This window comes from Bradyrhizobium sacchari (genome assembly GCF_002068095.1).
Lineage (GTDB): Bacteria > Pseudomonadota > Alphaproteobacteria > Rhizobiales > Xanthobacteraceae > Bradyrhizobium > Bradyrhizobium sacchari.
This window is the reverse complement of record NZ_LWIG01000044.1, coordinates 4,234-20,140: the sequence shown is the minus strand read 5'-3', so window position 1 is coordinate 20,140 and position 15,907 is coordinate 4,234. Positions and strand designations below refer to the sequence as shown.

Here is a 15,907-nt window from a genome sequence, read left to right as displayed (position 1 = left end):
GGAGGCAGACCGCCAGCATCGGCGCCTTGCAGGCGTGACGCGACAAGCCCCGCGCCAAGGCGCGGGCTCGCGACACAAATCCAGCGGCAGCCTCTCGCGCCATTTGCGGCATTTCTTCCGGTTCGGCGGTTCATGCCGGCAACAGGTGCCGGCCCATGCCCTCGAATGTAGGTTTTGCCAATTAAGGACTTCTTAAGTATGAGCCCTCAATTCGGCTTTTGCGTCGGCTTGCCGTCGATCTTGGGCAGATCGCCGACCGAAGCCGATTGATCGCCGCCGCCATTCGCACGGCGGGCCATCTCGACCGTGAGCCGCTCGGCGGCCTCGGGCGACATCAGCCCGAGGATGTCCGCCATCTTTCGCGGCGCAATCGCCGAGGCGATCTCGATCAGCACGCCCATCTCGAGTCGGTCGAACACCCGCGCGGCGTCCTTCGGCTTCATGCCTTCATACATGGTGACGAGGCCCTTCATGCGCTGGGCTTCGGCGGCTTTCTGCTCGGCCTGGGTCGCGGAGATGCGGGTTTCCACCGCCTTCATCTCCTCGACCTTGTTCTCGATGCGCTTCTCGGCGGATTTGAGCAGGCTCTCGCGAATGTCGATCTCGCGCTGGCGGGCCTCAATCTCCTGGCGGCGCGCCTGCAGGCGCTCGAGGATGGCGCGTTCCGAAGCCGAGACCTGCGGCTGGCCTTCCTCGACCTTGACCACGGTGCCTTCGGGCTTGGTCTCGGGCGCAGCGGGCTTCGGCGCCTCCTTCGGCGCGCCATGGGTCGAGCCGGTAATATCCGGATCCTCGCGGCCGGTCGGGAAGTTCAGATTCTCCTGCGCCCAGGACTTCTTGGTCTGGTTCGGCTGATAGTCGAAGACATAGCCGCCATTGATCACGAGGCCCACGACCTTGAGCGTGGCGAGACCTGCGACGGCGACCAGGACAACCGGAATGACGCGGATGTTACGGAAAGACTTCATGCCATGGCTTCATGCGGCAAGGCCGTTGGATCGTCGGCGCTCGGAGAAGGCTTCGGCCGCTGCCGCCACCGCCTTCGCCGAGGAAGGCTTGGCCACGGGCGCGGCGACGGTTTCCGGATTGGTGACGGGGCGCGCGGCGATCGCGATCTTGGACAGGCGCCGCACCACGTTGTCAGCCTCGCCGAGCTGCCTGTAGAGCTGGTCCGACATCTGGGTCGCCGCCGCGAGCTGGCTGCCGAGGTTCTCGTTGACGTCGCGCACGGCGAGCTTCAGCCCGCCGATCGCGCGCTCGGCGATCTCGGTCGCGGTGATCAGCTCGGCGATGACCGCCTTCAGCGAATGCTCGTCCGCCTTCAGCCGCGTCAGCCGCTTGTTCAGCAGGATACAGTAGCCGATCGTGAGCATCAGCAAGATAGCCACCAGCGTCTCGATCGCCATTCCCAGGGAGTGGTTCATGGGGCCTCCATCATCTTGTTCTGCTCGTCCACCTTCTCGAACATCGCAAGTGTCGTACTTGGCTTGCGCAAGGGTTTCGTCACGCGGATCGCAACGCGGTCGCCGACCCGGCCCATCCGCCCCTCGGTCAGCGTGACGTCGCCGCAGCGCACCGTCACGTTGGCGTCGGCGCGCATGTCCAGCGGCAGCGTGTCGCCGACCTTGAGGCGCATCAGCTGCTTGAGCGGGATGTCGGCCTCGTAGAGCACGGCATCGACGGCGATCTCGGCCTGGTTGATCTCGGTGGCAAAATGGCCCTCCCAGATCGGGTCGCGGCCGAACTTTTCGCCCATGAACATCTGGAGCAGCACGCCCCGGATGGGTTCGATGGTCGCGTAAGGCAGCAGCAGCTCGATGTTGCCGCCGCGGTCTTCCATGTCGATGCGCAGGCGCACCAGGATCGCGGCATTGGCGGGACGGCTGATCGCGGCGAAACGCGGATTGGTCTCGAGTCGGTCGATCGTGAAGGTCACCGGCGACAGCGGCCGGAACGCCTGCTCGGCATCGGCCAGCACCACCTCGACCAGGCGCTTGACCAGCTCGGTCTCGATGGTGGTGTAGGGCCGGCCCTCGATGCGGAGCTGGCTGGTGCCGCGGCGACCGCCGAGCAGCACGTCGATCATCGAGTAGATCAGGTTGGAATCGACCGTCGCCATGCCGAAGTTTTCCCACTCCTCGGCCTTGAACACCGAGAGCACGGCGGGCAGCGGGATCGAGTTCATGTAGTCGCCGAAGCGCACCGAGGTGATGCGATCGAGCGAGACTTCGACGTTGTCGGAGGTGAAGTTGCGCAAGGAGGTCGTCAGCAACCGCACCAGACGGTCGAAGACGATTTCGAGCATCGGCAGACGCTCGTAGGAGACCATCGCCGAATCGATGATCGCGCGGATGCCGGAATGGTCGTCGAGCGTGACGTCGCCGACGGTGAAGCCGAGGAGGTTGTCGATCTCCTCCTGCGACAGCACCCGCTCGCCGGAATTCTTGCCGTTGCCGAGATCGCGGCTGCCGTCCTCGACCATGGCCGCCCATTGCAGGGCCATGGTCTCCGACAATTCGTTTTCGGCAGCGGCCTTCGCGGCCTCCGCGGGATCCTCGGAATCGAGCGACGCCTCCCATTGGGCGGCAATCGCATCCTGGTCCATTTGCTCGTTACCGGCCATGACGCTAGCCCGTCACCTTCCGCAGCATCATCACTGGATCACGACTTCCTTGAACAGCACCGCGCTGACCTGGATCGGCGCTACCGCCGCGTTGACGCGCTTGGTCAGCTCTTCCTTGAGGCGGAAGATGCCGGCGGAGCCGTTGAGGTCGGAGGAGCGCAGTTCGCGCACATAGGTCTGGAAGATGTCGGTGACGCGCGGCATGGTCGGCTTGATCGCCTCGATCTGCTTCTCTTCCTTGAGCTCCAGCACGATCTTCAGCTTCAGATATTGCACGCGCTCGCCCGGCGCGCCGGCGAGGTTCACCATGATGTCGGGCACGTCGACGAAGGCCGGCGGCTTCGGCGGGGGCGCCACCTCGGCATGATGCTCGTCGTCGCCGTGACGGAAGAAGAAGAACCAGGTCGCAGCACCGCCGCCGAGGACGGCGAGCAGGCCGACGGCCATGATGATGAGCTTGAGCTTGTTCTTCGGGGGAGCGGCGTCCGCGCCTTCGGCGGCTCCGCCGCCTTCCGCTTCATTCTCTGCCATGGTCGCCCGGCTCGCTCATCTCTTAAAGGAATCGAAAGAGCGAAGCCCCCTGGCAGACAGTGACGCGATACGAATGTCCCAGCGCAATGCGCTCCTCTTGCCCGCAAACGCTACGGTAATAATGGTTAACGGTTTCTTTCGATTGCGCCCCAGCTAGGAAAAATCTGCCGGGCAAACATGGCTAACAGAACCTTTCTGCCGCCTCCCCGCGCCCTCGAAAAATCATCAACTAATTGAATTCTCATCATTTTTCAGGTTGGCACGGCTTTCGCTGAGAGAGGACCGGGACCGAACGGTTTGGGAGAACCGGGCAGTCCCGTTCACGGGGTCGGCCAAGGCGCTTGGGAGAGCGAAATGGCAGATCTCACTCAGGGGAGATCTTCCGATGCAGAACGCGCTTCTGATCGGCTTGTCGCGGCAGATGACGTTGGAACGGCAGATGGATGTCGTCGCCAACAACGTCGCCAATGCCAACACCAACGGCTTCAAGGCCGACCATTCGCTGTTCGAGGAGTACCTCAACTCGAACGCGCGTGAGGACAATTTCATCGGCTCCGACCGCCGGGTCTCCTACGTGCAGGACCGCGGCACCTTCCGCGACGTCGGCCAGGGCCCGATGGAGCCGACCAACAACCCGCTCGACATGGCAATCAACGGCAATGCCTTTTTCGCCGTGCAGGCCAACGGCGCCGAGCGCTACACCCGCGATGGCAAGTTCACGCTCAACAGCACCGGCCAGCTGGTCACCTCCGACGGCAACCTCGTGCTCGGGACCGGCGGCCCGATCACCTTCCAGCCGACCGACCACGACATCAACGTCGCCCCCGACGGCACCGTCACCGTGCTCGAGGGCACCGCCAAGACCGACTCGATCCGCGGCAAGATCCGCATGGTGTCGTTCGACGATCCGGCCAAGCTGACCAAGCTCGGCACCAACCTTTATGCCGGCGGCAGCGCGAACCAGCAGGCCGACACCAAGTCGACCGTGCAGCAAGGCTACATCGAGAAGTCGAACGTGAACTCGGTCGGCGAGATGACCCGCATGGTCGAGGTCATGCGCAGCTACACCGCCATCGCCAACCTGCTGCAGCAGCAGAGCGACCTCCACAAATCGGCGATCGAGAAGCTCGCCGACGTTCCGGCCTGATTGAGGGAGAACTGACATGCAGGCGCTTCACACCGCAGCGACCGGAATGGCGGCACAGGAACTCAACGTTCAGGTGATCTCCAACAACATCGCCAACCTCCGCACCACCGGCTTCAAGAAGCAGACTGCTGCGTTCCAGGACCTGATCTACGAGCACGTGCGCCGCGTCGGCGCGCAAGCCTCGGACCAGGGCACCATCGTGCCGGTCGGCGTCGACATCGGCGGCGGCGTCAAGACCGTCGGCACGCCGCGCAGCATGACGCAAGGTACGCTGTCGCAGACCGGCAACGACCTCGACCTTGCGATCTCGGGCGAAGGCTTCTTCAAGATCCTGATGCCAGACGGCACCTACCAGTACACCCGCGACGGCACCTTCCAGATGGACAACCAGGGCCGCGTCGTCACCGCGCAGGGCAACCCGGTGCAGCCGACCATTACCATCCCGCAAAACGCCTCGGGCATCACGGTGAACGAGCAAGGCCAGGTCTCGGTCACGTTGCCGGGCTCGCCGACCTCCTCGGTCATCGGCACGATCAACGTGACCCGCTTCATCAACAAGGCCGGCCTGCAGCCGGTCGGGAGCAACCAGTTCACCGAGACGCCGTCATCGGGCCCGCCGCAGGACGGCACCGCCAACACCGAAGGCTTCGGCAAGGTCACCCAAGGCAGCCTGGAGCAGGCCAATGTCGACGTCGTCTCGGAAATGAGCGACCTGATCGCCGCCCAGCGCGCCTACGAGATGAACGCCAAGGTCATCAGCGCCGCCGACCAGATGATGCAATCGACCACGGCGCTGTTCCGCTGAGGTGATGACGATGATCCGGACCACCCTCGCCACGATCTCAGCTCTCCTGCTGCTGGCAATGCCGGCAGAGGCCGCCGACGACGGCATCGCGGCGCCGACGCTGCGTGCGAACGTCACCGTGACTTCGGACGTGGTTCGGGTCGGCGACCTCATCGACAATGCCGGCTCGGCCGCGCTGATCCCGGTCTACCGTTCGCCCGACCTCGGCACCACCGGCGCGCTGCCGGTCGCGCAGGTCCTGTCGGTGCTGCGCGCAAAGCAGGTGATCGGCGTGATGACCGGCGATATCAGGGAAGTCCAGGTCACCCGCCTCGCCCGCACGCTCGCCAACAAGGATCTCGAAAACGCCGTTGCCTTCGCGCTCGAGCGCCGCTTCGGCCTTGGCGATGCCGCCAACATCTCCGTCACGTTCGACCGCGGCGTCTCCGACATGCGGCTGGATGCCTCCAACACCGGCGCCTTGCTGCCGGTCGCAACCCGCTACGACGCACGCAGCGGCCGTTTCGACATCGCCTTCGAGATCAACAACGACAGCAACCCGGCGCCGACCAAGCTGCGCTTCAGCGGCACCGCGATCGAGACCGTGGAAGTCGCCGTGCTGACGCGCGACATCGACCGCGCCGAGATGCTGAAATCCTCGGACATCGTGCTGGAGCGCCGGCCGAAGGCCGAGGTCACCGGCGAGGCCGCCTCGCGCGACCGCACCATCGGCATGCAGCTGCGCCGGCCGATGCGGGCCGGCACGCCGATCCGCGTCGCCGACATCGTCAAGCCCGACTTCGTGCAGCGCGACCAGAGCGTCACCATCATCTACCAGGTGCCCGGCCTCTACCTCACCACGCGCGGCAAGGCGATCGAGAGCGGCGCCGAGGGCGACACCGTCTCCGTGCTCAACCTGCAATCCAAGCGCACGCTGACCGGCGTCGTCACCGGCCGCGGCCAGGTCACAGTGCAGGGTGCCAGCCAGTCCGCGCCGATGGCGCCGGCGGTCGAGCAGACCTCCTCGCTCAAGCGCGATGAGGCGCCCGCTCCCGTCGACACGGCAGCCTTCGTCCGGAACCTGGTCCAGGCTCCGGCGTCGTCGGCTCAGATCGCACAAGCCCAGATCCCGCAAGCCCGCCTTTCGCAAGCTCCAGCCAAGTCAGAGTAAGTCATGTCCTCGTTCAGTTCGGCTTTCCGTCTTCGTCGCATCGCGATCTCTGCCCTGCTGCTGGCCTCTTGCGCGCTGGGCGGCTGCTCCTCGATCGACCGCCTGTCGCAGATCGGCGAGCAACCGAAATTGGCCGCGATCGACAATCCGACGACGCAGCCCGGCTACAAGCCGGTGCAGATGCCGATGCCGAAGCCGGAAGTCGCCTCCTACAATCCGAACTCGTTGTGGCGCAACGGCAGCCGCGCCTTCTTCAAGGACCAGCGCGCCCACCAGATCGGCGACCTCCTCACCGTGACCGTGAACATCACCGACAAGGCCAACATCGCCAACGAGACCCAGCGCAGCCGCACCAACTCGGAAAACTCTCAGGTCACCGACTTCCTCGGCGCGAAGACGATCACGCAGGCCAACAAGATCCTGCCCGGCAGCCTCCTCACCGCCGGCTCCACCGCCGCCAGCGACGGCAAGGGCTCGGTCAACCGCACGGAGGCCCTGCAGACCAACGTCGCCGCGGTCGTCACCCAGGTGCTGCCGAACGGCAATCTCGTGGTCGAGGGCAAGCAGGAGATCCGCGTCAACTACGAGATTCGCGAACTCGTGGTCGCCGGCATCGTTCGCCCCGAAGACATCCAGAGCGACAACACCATCGATTCCACCAAGATCGCGCAGGCCCGTATCGCCTATGGCGGCCGCGGCCAGATCATGGACGTGCAGCAACCGCGCTACGGCCAGCAGGTCATGGACGTGCTGCTGCCCTTCTAACCTTCTTCAAGAGCTCCCACATCGTGTTCGCGAACCTAGGCGCGAACGACGATGTACGACGCGGCCTCCGGTAGCTCCCCTGCCGGAGGCCGCATGTATTTTGGGCGGTGGCGGCGCCCCATACGCCGTCATTGCGAGCGCAGCGAAGCAATCCAGACCGTCACCGCGGAAAGACTCTGGATTGCTTCGCTGCGCTCGCAATGACAGCGGAGAGAAAGCACTACTTGAACTCCGCCTCCACCACGCCGAGCCCATCGAGCTCCATCCGCACCTTGTCGCCGGCCTTCAGCCACAGTGTCTTCACCAGGCTTCCGGTGAGAACCAGCTGCCCGGCATGCAACCCCTTGCCTTCCGCGGCGAGATGGTTGGCGAGCCAGGCGAGGGCGTTGTGGGGATGGCCGAGCACGTCGGCGCCGGTGCCGTGGCTGACCTCCTCGCCATTGACGATGGCACGGCCCTTGACCGATTTCAGGTCCGGCACCGACGAGCGCGGAACCGACGGACCCAGCACGCAGCCGGCGGCGAAGAAATCGTCGGCGATCAGCGTCGGCGCGCCCATCGTCTCCCATTTCACGTAACGGTCGTCGACGATCTCGATCGCGGGATGGTAGGACTCGACGGCCTCGCCGACCCATTCCGCCGTGAACGGCGCCTCGCCGGCCGCGAGGTCGCGCTTGAGCCGCACCGCGATCTCGCATTCGACGCCGACGCGGACATATTTGGAGGCCTGAAGCTTCGCGCCGCTCTCGTGCACGCCCTTCTGGAACACGCCGCCGCCGCACGGATGCGGGATCCCGATATACTCCTGCATCACCTGGCTGGTGCAGCCGATCTTGTAGCCGATGAGCGGCCCGACATGCGGCAGCAAGAGATCGTGCAGCGCGCGCTGGACCTGATAACCCTCGGCCTCGTCGTCCGGTGGAACCTCGAGGGCCGCGAGCGGCGCATGGTTGCGGCGCGCCAGCGCGATCGCCTTTGCGGCTTCGAGAATCTTGTCCATCGGCGCCGCCTCCCACGCTACGCAAATCGAGGACGGCACTTCAGCATCCCCGCTCCGGCCTGACAAGCGCGGGCGGCCCCTCACGGCTTGACGAGGCCAAGCCGGATCAGGCTCTCCGCGGTCGCAAGGATCGCCGCATCGTTGCTGCGGGCCTGCCAGCCGAGCAGCGACCGCGCCTTGGCGCTGGTGGAATGCCTGACACGTCCGAGCATCGGCACCACCGCGCGCAGCAGCGGAATCCGGTTCGCGGCCAGGCGCACCAGCCAGTCCGGAGCCTGGAGCCGTGGAACCCGGCGCGCGGCCGGCCCCAATTCCCGCCGCAGCACCCGCGCGATGTCGAGGATCGACATCGTCTCCCCGGACACTGCGATGAAGCGCTCGCCCTTCGCCTCAGGCGCCATCATCGCCCGCAGATGCAGGTCGGCCACGTCGCGCACGTCCACCACGCCGAAATAGACCCGCGGCACCGCCGGCATCGCACCGTCGAGCAACGACTTGACGATCTCGATCGAGCCGGAGAAATCCGGTCCCAGCACGGGACCGAAGATAGCGGCGGGATTGACCACCGATAATTCCAGCCCACCGCCCTCGCGCGCGACGAAATCCCAGGCCGCCCGCTCGGCCAGGGTCTTGGACTTGATGTAGGGCTGCACGTCGGCGCCGCCGAGATTGGTCCAGTCGGTCTCGTCGAACGGTTTTTCGCGCGGCGAATGGCCGTAGCCGATCGCGCCCAGCGACGAGGTGATCACCACCCGTTTGACCCCGGCCTCGCGCGCGACCCGGAGCACCCGGAGCGTTCCGTCCCGGGCCGGGATGATCATCTCGTTCTCGTCCTTGGGAACACTGGTCGAGAGCGGCGAAGCAACGTGGAGAACATAGTCGCAGCCCCTGACCGCCTCCTGCCAGCCGTCATCCCCGGTCAGGTCGGCCGTGACGAAGGATACGCTCTCGGGCGAAGCCGCCCCGCCCTCGCGCAGCATGGCCAGCACGTCGGCCTGACGCTCCGGCCGGCGCACCGTCGTCCGCACCGAATGGCCGGCGGCCAGAAGTTGCAGGACGACATGGATGCCGACGAAGCCCGACCCGCCGGTGACCAGAACAGTGCTCATTGCCAAATTCCCCGCGTTGCGCAGGTCCACGAATTTTGGTTCCACCCAGGCCCTGCTCAAGGCCGCATCTGGTCACTATCTGCTTGCGGACAAGTAGAATGGATGTTGAGACCGGTATGGAAAACCTGACCAACGCTTGCGACGGCGACTGCAATCGGAGCCCCGACCCTGCCCTGCTCGCCGACTTCAAGCGAGCCATCCATGCCCTCGGCGGCAAGTGGAAGCTGGAGATCCTGTTCGCCCTGATGAACGGCGCGGTTCGCTTCGGCGCCTTGCGGCGGTCGATCGGCGGCATCACCCAGCATATGCTGACCATGCAACTGCGCGAGCTCGAGCAGGATGGGCTGGTGTCCCGAACTGCCTTTGCGGAGAAACCCTTAAGGGTCGAGTACGAGCTCACGGATGCGGCCTACGGCCTGCTGCCGGCGTTTAAGGAAATCTTGAGCTGGTCGAGGCTTTATGGGGGCGCACGCCTCGTGGCGTCGCGAAAGGCTTGATTGCAGCGCTGCTTGATGGAGCTGGATCTGGCCCTCAGCATCCGGGCCGATCTCGTTGATGCGACTCGCAAAACCTCCTCGCACCTGAAGTGAAGGCTGTTTCTCATCCGAACTCACGTGAGCTCGGAGGACGTGAGTCTAGCCCATTGATCGCGATTCACTTTTCGCGATTGCGCTCGCGCGTCGAAGCGTGCGGCTGCAAGCGACAGGCAAAATGCCAAGCGCAGCGCGAAATGGCGCCTCGCGTCCAAAAACAAAGAGCCGCATCTCTGCGGCTCGGATCTTATTCGTCGCGATAAACCTTCTCGCGTTTCTCGTGGCGCTCCTGCGCTTCCACCGAGAGCGTTGCGATGGGCCGGGCTTCGAGCCGCTTCAACGAGATTGGCTCGCCGGTGTCCTCGCAATAGCCGTAGGTGTTGTCCTCGATACGCTGGAGCGCGGCGTCGATCTTGGCGATCAACTTGCGCTGGCGGTCGCGGGCGCGGAGTTCGATGGCGCGGTCGGTTTCGGACGATGCCCGATCGGCGAGATCGGGATGGTTCACGTTCTCCTCCTGCAGGGCTTGCAGGGTGAGCTTGGACTCTTTGAGGATCTCATCCTTCCAGGCGAGGAGCTTCAAACGGAAGTACTCCTTCTGCCGGTCGTTCATGAAAGGCTCTTTTTCGGTCGGTCGGTAGTTTTTCAACTTTTCCAAGGGCGGCCTATCTGTCTAAGCAACGACTCGCAAACGGAACGGGGTCCGTTGAGCGGGGCGTTATATAGCGGCCTCCTGTGACAGACAATATTTCCTTAATCACTCGGTTACCGCCCCCAAACCCTTGCACAGGAAGGTTTATCCTGGAGAGCCCGGGGGCGGCCGAAGGCCTAGTAACCGACCGTGAAACGCCGCCTCAGATGGGCCGGCTTCTCGATCTCATCGGCGAGCGCAATGGCGTAGTCGGCGAAGCTGATCCAGCTCTTGCCGTTCGCATCTGCGAGAAGCTGATCGGTGCCGAGCCGGAACTTGCCGGTGCGTTCCCCCTCGATGAACAGCGCCGATGGCGAGATGAAGGTCCAGTTCAGGTCCTTTTCCTGCCGTAGCAGATCGAGAAAGGCGGAGCCCGCCTCCGCCTCGGCCTTGTATTGGGCCGGAAAACCGGGAGTTGTGACCAGTTTCACGCCGGGGGCGACTTCGAGACTGCCGGCCCCGCCGACGACGAGGTAGCGGCCCACCCCGGATGCCTTGGCCGCGCCGATCAGCTTCTGCGGATCGCTGGCCAGGAAGTGCACGGAACTCACGGCCACGTCGTGCCCGGCCCACAGCCTGGTCAAGCCCGCCTGGTCGAGCACATCACCCTTGGTCGGCGTGACGTTCGGCAGGGCTGCGATCTTCTCCGGGTTCCGGGCGATGGCGGTCACGCTATGGCCGCGGCGCGACAGCTCCTTGGTGATCTCCGACCCGGCCCGGCCCGAGGCACCGGCGACTGCGATTTTCATTGGAAGGCTCCTTTGCTTCTGTAGTAACTAACAGTAACTAGATATCGCAAAGGATGCTGGTGTTAAGAGAGCACTTTGTGCTTACCTGATTACACCGGAGTAACCAGACGCGTACCGCAAAGCGACCGCAATGGAATCTGAGGTCTGACAATGAAGCCCGACGTCTATGCCGCGAACTGCCCCACCCGCCAGATTCTCGATCGCGTCGGCGACAAATGGGCGGTGCTGATCCTCTTGCTGCTGCGCGAAGAGCCGATGCGCTTCAATCAGTTGCGCCGCACGATTGAAGGCATTTCGCAGAAGATGCTGAGCCAGGTTCTCAAGTCGCTCGAACGCGACGGCCTGATCAAACGCCGCGCCATCGCAACCGTGCCGGTGACGGTGGAGTATTCGATCACGCAGCTCGGGCTGACGCTCGCCGCCGCCGTCGATCCGCTGCGCGATTGGGCCGAGCAGAATCTGAAAGACGTGCTCGCCGCCCAGCGCCGCTACGACGCGCAGCTGAAGGAGGAAGCGGCGTAGGCCCAAGCGAGAGCGCAGCTTGCCAGCCCAACGTGGGTGTCATGCCAGGCTTGACCGGGGCATCCAGTACGCCGCGGCCTTTCGGTTCAACAACGACGGTCTCTGGGTCGCCGGGTCAAGCCGGGCGACGGACAGCCCGACTACGCCTGCCCCGCCTTCGCCAGCTCGACCTCGACGCGCAGCTCGATCTCCGAGAGCACGGAGTCCAGTCCAGCATCGCCCGAGGACGATTTCAGGTTCGCCGCGGCATCGCGCAACCGCATCACGGTCGATGCGTCGAGATTGCCGGACAGGAGTCCCATCTTGAGTTCGTCGAGCACGTCGAGCGCGGTCTTGCCGCGGGCCACGGAGCGCTTACGGCGCTCGACCGGATCCTCCTCGACGCCTTGCAGCGCGAGCAGCGCGTCGATGTTGGCGGCGGCCTTCGGCGCGGCAGCGCTCCGCGTCTCCTGCGCCGACGACGTGTCGGGCAGCACGAAGGTGCCGGAGCCGGTCCGCCTGGCCTGGCTGGCCGGCGTTCCAAGCGTGGTGCCGTTCGGTCCGTAGATGCGCATCGGAAGCAATCCGGGTGATCGATGCGCCACATTCGCCGTTTTATGGTTAACGCGGCGTAAACGGCCCGGCAAAATCTGCCGACAGGCGGCAGTTTCGCTCCTGAAGGCGAATGCCCTCTGACACCGGTGGAAACAGATTTATTCAACCTATTCAGCGACCTAACCCTTCTGCCTCGCGTTGGCACAGGGCTCGCAAGGAAAGCGCCGGACCAGCTCGTCATGGGAGTGTCGCGCAGGTCTTGTCGATTTGAGGAGGCTCTTTGGAAGCCTTGGGGAGCAGAGGATGCCAGGCGTTCGTTGGGTGAGGATTGTTGGGGTGGCCTGCGCCGCGCTGTCAGCGCTTGCGCTATCGGTCACGTCGGCGGCTGCGACCTCGCGCATCAAGGACCTCGCCAATATCGAGGGCGTGCGGCAGAACCAGCTCATCGGCTACGGCCTCGTCGTCGGCCTCAATGGCACCGGCGACACGCTCAACAACATCCCCTTCACCAAGCAGTCGCTGCAGGCGATGCTCGAGCGCATGGGCGTCAACATCCGCGGCGCCACCATCCGCACCGGCAACGTCGCCGCCGTGATGGTGACAGGCAATCTTCCGGCCTTCGCGACGCAAGGCACGCGCATGGACGTCACGGTGTCCGCGCTCGGCGACGCCAAGAACCTGCAGGGCGGCACCCTGCTCGTCACCCCCCTCCTCGGCGCCGACGGCAACGTCTATGCGGTAGCGCAGGGCTCGCTCGCGATCTCCGGCTTCCAGGCGGAGGGCGAGGCGGCCAAGATCGTGCGCGGCGTTCCGACCGTCGGGCGCATCGCCAACGGCGCCATCATCGAGCGCGAGATCGAGTTTGCGCTCAACCGGCTGCCGAACGTGCGCCTGGCGCTGCGCAACGCCGACTTCACCACCGCCAAGCGCATTGCGGCGGCGGTCAACGACTATCTCGGCGTCAAGACCGCCGAGCCGATCGATCCCTCGACGGTGCAGTTGTCAGTCCCGGCGGAGTTCAAGGGCAACGTCGTTGCCTTCCTCACCGAGATCGAGCAGCTCCAGGTCGACCCTGATCTGGCCGCCAAGATCATCATCGACGAACGCAGCGGCATCATCGTGATGGGCCGCGACGTCCGCGTCGCCACCGTCGCGGTCGCACAGGGCAACCTCACCGTCACGATCTCCGAGAGTCCGCAGGTGAGCCAGCCCAATCCGCTGTCGCGCGGCCGCACCGTGGTCGCGCCACGCAGCAGCGTCAGCGTCACCGAGGACGGCAAGAAGCTGGCGCTCGTCAAGGACGGCGTGTCGCTGCAGCAACTCGTCGACGGCCTCAACGGCCTCGGCATCGGCCCCCGCGACATGATCAGCATCCTCCAGGCGATCAAGGCCGCCGGCGCGATCGAAGCCGACATCGAGGTGATGTGATGCAGACCGGCGCAATCAATACCCCGCACCTCACGACGTACTCCCCGGCCTTCTCGGTCGAGAGCCGCAATGGCCGGCCCGACTTCGAGCTCGCCGCCGCCCTGCAAAAGGTCGCGCCGCAGCAACAGGCCAAGGCACAGAGGACCGCCACCGACTTCGAGGCGATGTTCCTCAACAGCATGTTCTCGCAGATGACCTCGGGCCTGAAGGGCGATGGCCCGTTCGGCAGCACGCCCGGTACCGGCGTGTGGCGCTCGATGCTGACCGAGCAATATTCCAAGAACTTCGCCAGTGCCGGCGGCGTCGGTGTCGCCCGCGACGTCTATCGGACCCTGATCATCCAGCAGGCGAAAACCACACTCCGTACGGCATAAGGTCCAACGAGATGAACCAGTTCAACGCCTCACGTCAGCCGATGCAAGCGCAGCGCCCGAACAACGCGCCCGGCGGCGCCGAAGCGCGCAAGCTCGCCGAGGACCTGATGGATGCGATGAACGCCCTGCTCGAACTGATCGAGCGAGAAACCGAGCTCGTGCGCGCCGGAAAGGTCCGCGAGGCGATGACGCTCGAGAGCAGGAAGCAGGAGCTGTCGCGGAATTATGTCGGCGCGGTCGGCCAGCTGACGGCGAACCAGGCCCAGCTCGCGAAATCGGCACCTGAGCTGCTCTCGACGCTGCATCGGCACCACGATGCGTTCCGCGCGATGCTCCAGGTCAATCTCACCGTGCTCGCGACCGCGCATGCGGTCTCCGAGAGCGTCGTGCGCGGCGTCAACGCCGAGATCCAGAAGCGCAACGTCCCGAACACGTATACCGCCGCCGGGCGTCGCGCTGCCCCCGGCCCGCGCCACATCACCCCGCTCGCGGTCAGCCGCTCGCTCTGAGCGCAGGCGAAAACCGCTCCAATTTTACGAAAAACCGCACGGCGATATCGTCGCGCGGTTAGGTACGTTTCGTTACCGGGTCTTCAGTCCTGGCGGTCCATGGTTGCGTATTGAGAGGGGTTGGGATTTGACTCACGCAAGGCAACCAGGAGGCTGCCATGAGTACAGATTTCAGCATCAGGCCGGTGGGGATACCGGCCCCCGTGCAGGTCGTAGCGACGTCGAATTCGGCGGCGAACGAGGCCGTGCAAACCGATTTGCCCGTGAGCCAGACGGTCGCCGCGAGCGATACCAGCGCGCCCGTCCGCAATGATTTGCCGAACAACAACGAAAACATTTCGCGGCAGGTCGTATTCGACCAGGCAGCCGCATCCTTCGTCTTCCAGGTCGTCAACGACAAGACCGACGCGGTGGTCAACCAGTTCCCCGACGAAGCGATGCTGCGCCGGCGCGCCTATTTCCACGCAGAAGATCTGAAGTCCAAGCCCTCGCGTCCGCTCAATACGGACCTCAGCGCCTGACGGTCAGGCTGCCGCGCGCGGCAATCGGGGTGTCGAATGGATCTAGCCGGTCGTACGATCGGCGACGACGTTCTCATCGAGGCCATCCCCGCGACGTTCGGCGAGAACTGGCATTCCCGAAACGAAACGTGCTGTCGATGAGACGCTCACGATATCGGTCGTGAGAGGTCCCTGTCACGGTCGGCCGGACAGGCCCGCCGCGATGTTCCGGTTGATCTCGATCAGCGGACGGAAGTGATCGAACTGCGGACTCATCTGCAGCGCCGCGGTCTGGCTCAAAACGAACACGCTGATGTTGGCGATCTTCTGCCGGACGTCGATCGGCTGCGGGTTGCTGTCGCGCATGGCCTCGCTCAGGAAGATCGTCCAGAGCTTGCGATTGAACATCAGGGCCTGCATCGTCTGCTCACTGAGCGGATCGGCATTGTTCACCGCATCCTGGAGCTTGTTGGCGGCCTTCAGCAGAGTCTGCGCCTCGATGTCGCGAGGAGATGCGGTGGTCGTTGCGACGCGCGCATAAGCCGAGGCAGCGGAATTCGACATCAATCACACCCTGGAAGTTTACCTAGCCCGTTGAACGCGCTTAAGGATTTCTTTCCCAACCCTAGGCAGCACCGCTTAAGATTTGCTTACGTGTGTGCTTGGAAGCACCCCGGATTATTACGGGTCGCGGAGTTTCTTCGTCGGCACAAACGCTAGAAGCACGCACGCACGATGTAAACTCGCTTCGCGTGATGCGCGTCGATCTCAGCTAATCTTGTCTTAGCGATCTCCCTCAAAACAACGGCGGAGCGTTAGCTCCGCCGCGCCATCCTCATCAGTGATCTTGCGCTGCGAACTTAGCGGAGCAGCTGCAGCACGCTCTGCTGCGACTGGTTGGCCAGCGACAGCGCGGAGACTGCGATCGACTGGCGGG

21 protein-coding genes are annotated in these 15,907 nt (G+C 64.6%); 10 read left to right on the top strand and 11 right to left on the bottom strand.

The window, feature by feature from the left end; genetic code table 11:
• Positions 1-206 precede the first annotated feature (206 nt).
• The 4 genes from A5906_RS31280 to fliL are packed head-to-tail and all read right to left on the bottom strand — an operon-like array spanning position 207 to position 3,154.
• A complete protein-coding gene (locus tag A5906_RS31280) occupies positions 207-968 on the bottom strand; it encodes a MotE family protein (protein WP_080139038.1) in 762 nt (253 codons plus the stop codon).
• 9 nt (positions 969-977) lie between these two features.
• Positions 978-1,424: a DUF6468 domain-containing protein gene (locus tag A5906_RS31275; protein ID WP_080139037.1), complete on the bottom strand. Its 447-nt coding sequence runs from the start codon at positions 1,422-1,424 to the stop codon at positions 978-980.
• Positions 1,421-2,623: a flagellar motor switch protein FliM gene (fliM, locus tag A5906_RS31270; RefSeq protein WP_080139036.1), complete on the bottom strand. Its 1,203-nt coding sequence runs from the start codon at positions 2,621-2,623 to the stop codon at positions 1,421-1,423. The genes A5906_RS31275 and fliM overlap by 4 nt, the downstream gene beginning before the upstream one ends.
• 30 nt (positions 2,624-2,653) lie before the next feature.
• Entirely contained in the window at positions 2,654-3,154 is a 501-nt protein-coding gene (gene fliL / locus A5906_RS31265; RefSeq protein WP_080139035.1) for a flagellar basal body-associated protein FliL, read from the bottom strand.
• Positions 3,155-3,539: 385 nt separating this feature from the next.
• Here fliL and flgF point away from each other — a divergent pair, with 385 nt between their 5' ends.
• Genes flgF through flgH form a run of 4 tightly spaced genes read left to right on the top strand, consistent with a single transcriptional unit; the run spans position 3,540 to position 7,021 of the window.
• The gene (gene flgF / locus A5906_RS31260) at positions 3,540-4,301 is read left to right on the top strand and encodes a flagellar basal-body rod protein FlgF (protein ID WP_080139034.1); all 762 of its coding nucleotides are present in this window, start codon (positions 3,540-3,542) and stop codon (positions 4,299-4,301) included.
• A 16-nt stretch (positions 4,302-4,317) separates the two neighbouring features.
• Positions 4,318-5,106 (top strand): flagellar basal-body rod protein FlgG, encoded by a 789-nt coding sequence (gene flgG, locus A5906_RS31255; RefSeq protein ID WP_080139033.1) that lies wholly within the window; start codon positions 4,318-4,320, stop codon positions 5,104-5,106.
• 10 nt (positions 5,107-5,116) lie between these two features.
• A complete protein-coding gene (flgA, locus tag A5906_RS31250; protein WP_080139043.1) occupies positions 5,117-6,256 on the top strand; it encodes a flagellar basal body P-ring formation chaperone FlgA in 1,140 nt (379 codons plus the stop codon).
• Between the two features lie 3 nt (positions 6,257-6,259).
• The gene (gene flgH, locus A5906_RS31245) at positions 6,260-7,021 is read left to right on the top strand and encodes a flagellar basal body L-ring protein FlgH (RefSeq protein ID WP_080139032.1); all 762 of its coding nucleotides are present in this window, start codon (positions 6,260-6,262) and stop codon (positions 7,019-7,021) included.
• A 220-nt stretch (positions 7,022-7,241) separates the two neighbouring features.
• On the opposite strand, the gene A5906_RS31240 is transcribed toward flgH, so the two are convergent.
• Together A5906_RS31240 and A5906_RS31235 are read right to left on the bottom strand one after the other, a co-directional pair.
• Positions 7,242-8,021 (bottom strand): 2-keto-4-pentenoate hydratase, encoded by a 780-nt coding sequence (locus tag A5906_RS31240; RefSeq protein WP_080139031.1) that lies wholly within the window; start codon positions 8,019-8,021, stop codon positions 7,242-7,244.
• A gap of 80 nt (positions 8,022-8,101) precedes the next feature.
• Positions 8,102-9,130 carry an SDR family oxidoreductase gene (locus tag A5906_RS31235; protein WP_080139030.1) on the bottom strand — a complete coding sequence of 343 codons (1,029 nt, stop codon included), beginning with the start codon at positions 9,128-9,130 and terminating at the stop codon, positions 8,102-8,104.
• 98 nt (positions 9,131-9,228) lie between these two features.
• On the opposite strand from A5906_RS31235, the gene A5906_RS31230 reads away from it, so the two are divergent.
• Positions 9,229-9,627, top strand: coding sequence for a winged helix-turn-helix transcriptional regulator (locus A5906_RS31230; RefSeq protein ID WP_186465178.1), 399 nt, complete (start codon positions 9,229-9,231; stop codon positions 9,625-9,627).
• Positions 9,628-9,910: 283 nt separating this feature from the next.
• On the opposite strand, the gene dksA is transcribed toward A5906_RS31230, so the two are convergent.
• Complete coding sequence (gene dksA, locus A5906_RS31225; protein ID WP_008554760.1) at positions 9,911-10,276, bottom strand: RNA polymerase-binding protein DksA; 366 nt, start codon at positions 10,274-10,276, stop codon at positions 9,911-9,913.
• A 215-nt stretch (positions 10,277-10,491) separates the two neighbouring features.
• Complete coding sequence (locus A5906_RS31220; protein WP_080139029.1) at positions 10,492-11,103, bottom strand: NAD(P)-dependent oxidoreductase; 612 nt, start codon at positions 11,101-11,103, stop codon at positions 10,492-10,494.
• A 150-nt stretch (positions 11,104-11,253) separates the two neighbouring features.
• Here A5906_RS31220 and A5906_RS31215 point away from each other — a divergent pair, with 150 nt between their 5' ends.
• Positions 11,254-11,625, top strand: coding sequence for a winged helix-turn-helix transcriptional regulator (locus tag A5906_RS31215; RefSeq protein ID WP_026311964.1), 372 nt, complete (start codon positions 11,254-11,256; stop codon positions 11,623-11,625).
• A gap of 140 nt (positions 11,626-11,765) precedes the next feature.
• Here the strand turns inward: A5906_RS31215 and A5906_RS31210 are convergent, their stop codons facing one another.
• Positions 11,766-12,179, bottom strand: coding sequence for a flagellar assembly protein FliX (locus A5906_RS31210; RefSeq protein WP_080139028.1), 414 nt, complete (start codon positions 12,177-12,179; stop codon positions 11,766-11,768).
• Positions 12,180-12,462: 283 nt separating this feature from the next.
• Between A5906_RS31210 and A5906_RS31205 the strand changes: the two genes are divergently transcribed.
• The 4 genes from A5906_RS31205 to A5906_RS31190 all read left to right on the top strand — a co-directional run bounded on the left by A5906_RS31205 (position 12,463) and on the right by A5906_RS31190 (position 14,991).
• The gene (locus A5906_RS31205; protein WP_080139027.1) at positions 12,463-13,587 is read left to right on the top strand and encodes a flagellar basal body P-ring protein FlgI; all 1,125 of its coding nucleotides are present in this window, start codon (positions 12,463-12,465) and stop codon (positions 13,585-13,587) included.
• Positions 13,587-13,961, top strand: a complete 375-nt coding sequence (gene flgJ / locus A5906_RS31200) for a flagellar assembly peptidoglycan hydrolase FlgJ (RefSeq protein WP_080139026.1) — start codon at positions 13,587-13,589, stop codon at positions 13,959-13,961. Before A5906_RS31205 ends, flgJ begins: the two co-directional genes overlap by 1 nt.
• A gap of 11 nt (positions 13,962-13,972) precedes the next feature.
• Entirely contained in the window at positions 13,973-14,470 is a 498-nt protein-coding gene (locus tag A5906_RS31195) for a hypothetical protein (RefSeq protein WP_080139025.1), read from the top strand.
• A gap of 158 nt (positions 14,471-14,628) precedes the next feature.
• A complete protein-coding gene (locus A5906_RS31190; protein WP_080139024.1) occupies positions 14,629-14,991 on the top strand; it encodes a hypothetical protein in 363 nt (120 codons plus the stop codon).
• Positions 14,992-15,165: 174 nt separating this feature from the next.
• On the opposite strand, the gene flaF is transcribed toward A5906_RS31190, so the two are convergent.
• Both flaF and A5906_RS45360 read right to left on the bottom strand, forming a co-directional pair.
• Positions 15,166-15,534: a flagellar biosynthesis regulator FlaF gene (gene flaF / locus A5906_RS31185; RefSeq protein WP_018642830.1), complete on the bottom strand. Its 369-nt coding sequence runs from the start codon at positions 15,532-15,534 to the stop codon at positions 15,166-15,168.
• A gap of 296 nt (positions 15,535-15,830) precedes the next feature.
• Positions 15,831-15,907, bottom strand: a 77-nt coding sequence (locus A5906_RS45360) for a hypothetical protein (protein WP_245326997.1), incomplete at its 5' end; no start/stop codon positions are given.

What these genes read in the sequence shown, in the direction of transcription:
- A5906_RS31280 (WP_080139038.1), bottom strand. Translation starts at nt 968, where the DNA reads ATGAAGTCTTTCCGTAACATCCGCGTCATTCCGGTTGTCCTGGTCGCC.
- A5906_RS31275 (WP_080139037.1), bottom strand. Translation starts at nt 1,424, where the DNA reads ATGAACCACTCCCTGGGAATGGCGATCGAGACGCTGGTGGCTATCTTG.
- fliM (WP_080139036.1), bottom strand. Translation starts at nt 2,623, where the DNA reads ATGGCCGGTAACGAGCAAATGGACCAGGATGCGATTGCCGCCCAATGG.
- fliL (WP_080139035.1), bottom strand. Translation starts at nt 3,154, where the DNA reads ATGGCAGAGAATGAAGCGGAAGGCGGCGGAGCCGCCGAAGGCGCGGAC.
- flgF (WP_080139034.1), top strand. Translation starts at nt 3,540, where the DNA reads ATGCAGAACGCGCTTCTGATCGGCTTGTCGCGGCAGATGACGTTGGAA.
- flgG (WP_080139033.1), top strand. Translation starts at nt 4,318, where the DNA reads ATGCAGGCGCTTCACACCGCAGCGACCGGAATGGCGGCACAGGAACTC.
- flgA (WP_080139043.1), top strand. Translation starts at nt 5,117, where the DNA reads ATGATCCGGACCACCCTCGCCACGATCTCAGCTCTCCTGCTGCTGGCA.
- flgH (WP_080139032.1), top strand. Translation starts at nt 6,260, where the DNA reads ATGTCCTCGTTCAGTTCGGCTTTCCGTCTTCGTCGCATCGCGATCTCT.
- A5906_RS31240 (WP_080139031.1), bottom strand. Translation starts at nt 8,021, where the DNA reads ATGGACAAGATTCTCGAAGCCGCAAAGGCGATCGCGCTGGCGCGCCGC.
- A5906_RS31235 (WP_080139030.1), bottom strand. Translation starts at nt 9,130, where the DNA reads ATGAGCACTGTTCTGGTCACCGGCGGGTCGGGCTTCGTCGGCATCCAT.
- A5906_RS31230 (WP_186465178.1), top strand. Translation starts at nt 9,229, where the DNA reads ATGGATGTTGAGACCGGTATGGAAAACCTGACCAACGCTTGCGACGGC.
- dksA (WP_008554760.1), bottom strand. Translation starts at nt 10,276, where the DNA reads ATGAACGACCGGCAGAAGGAGTACTTCCGTTTGAAGCTCCTCGCCTGG.
- A5906_RS31220 (WP_080139029.1), bottom strand. Translation starts at nt 11,103, where the DNA reads ATGAAAATCGCAGTCGCCGGTGCCTCGGGCCGGGCCGGGTCGGAGATC.
- A5906_RS31215 (WP_026311964.1), top strand. Translation starts at nt 11,254, where the DNA reads ATGAAGCCCGACGTCTATGCCGCGAACTGCCCCACCCGCCAGATTCTC.
- A5906_RS31210 (WP_080139028.1), bottom strand. Translation starts at nt 12,179, where the DNA reads ATGCGCATCTACGGACCGAACGGCACCACGCTTGGAACGCCGGCCAGC.
- A5906_RS31205 (WP_080139027.1), top strand. Translation starts at nt 12,463, where the DNA reads ATGCCAGGCGTTCGTTGGGTGAGGATTGTTGGGGTGGCCTGCGCCGCG.
- flgJ (WP_080139026.1), top strand. Translation starts at nt 13,587, where the DNA reads ATGCAGACCGGCGCAATCAATACCCCGCACCTCACGACGTACTCCCCG.
- A5906_RS31195 (WP_080139025.1), top strand. Translation starts at nt 13,973, where the DNA reads ATGAACCAGTTCAACGCCTCACGTCAGCCGATGCAAGCGCAGCGCCCG.
- A5906_RS31190 (WP_080139024.1), top strand. Translation starts at nt 14,629, where the DNA reads ATGAGTACAGATTTCAGCATCAGGCCGGTGGGGATACCGGCCCCCGTG.
- flaF (WP_018642830.1), bottom strand. Translation starts at nt 15,534, where the DNA reads ATGTCGAATTCCGCTGCCTCGGCTTATGCGCGCGTCGCAACGACCACC.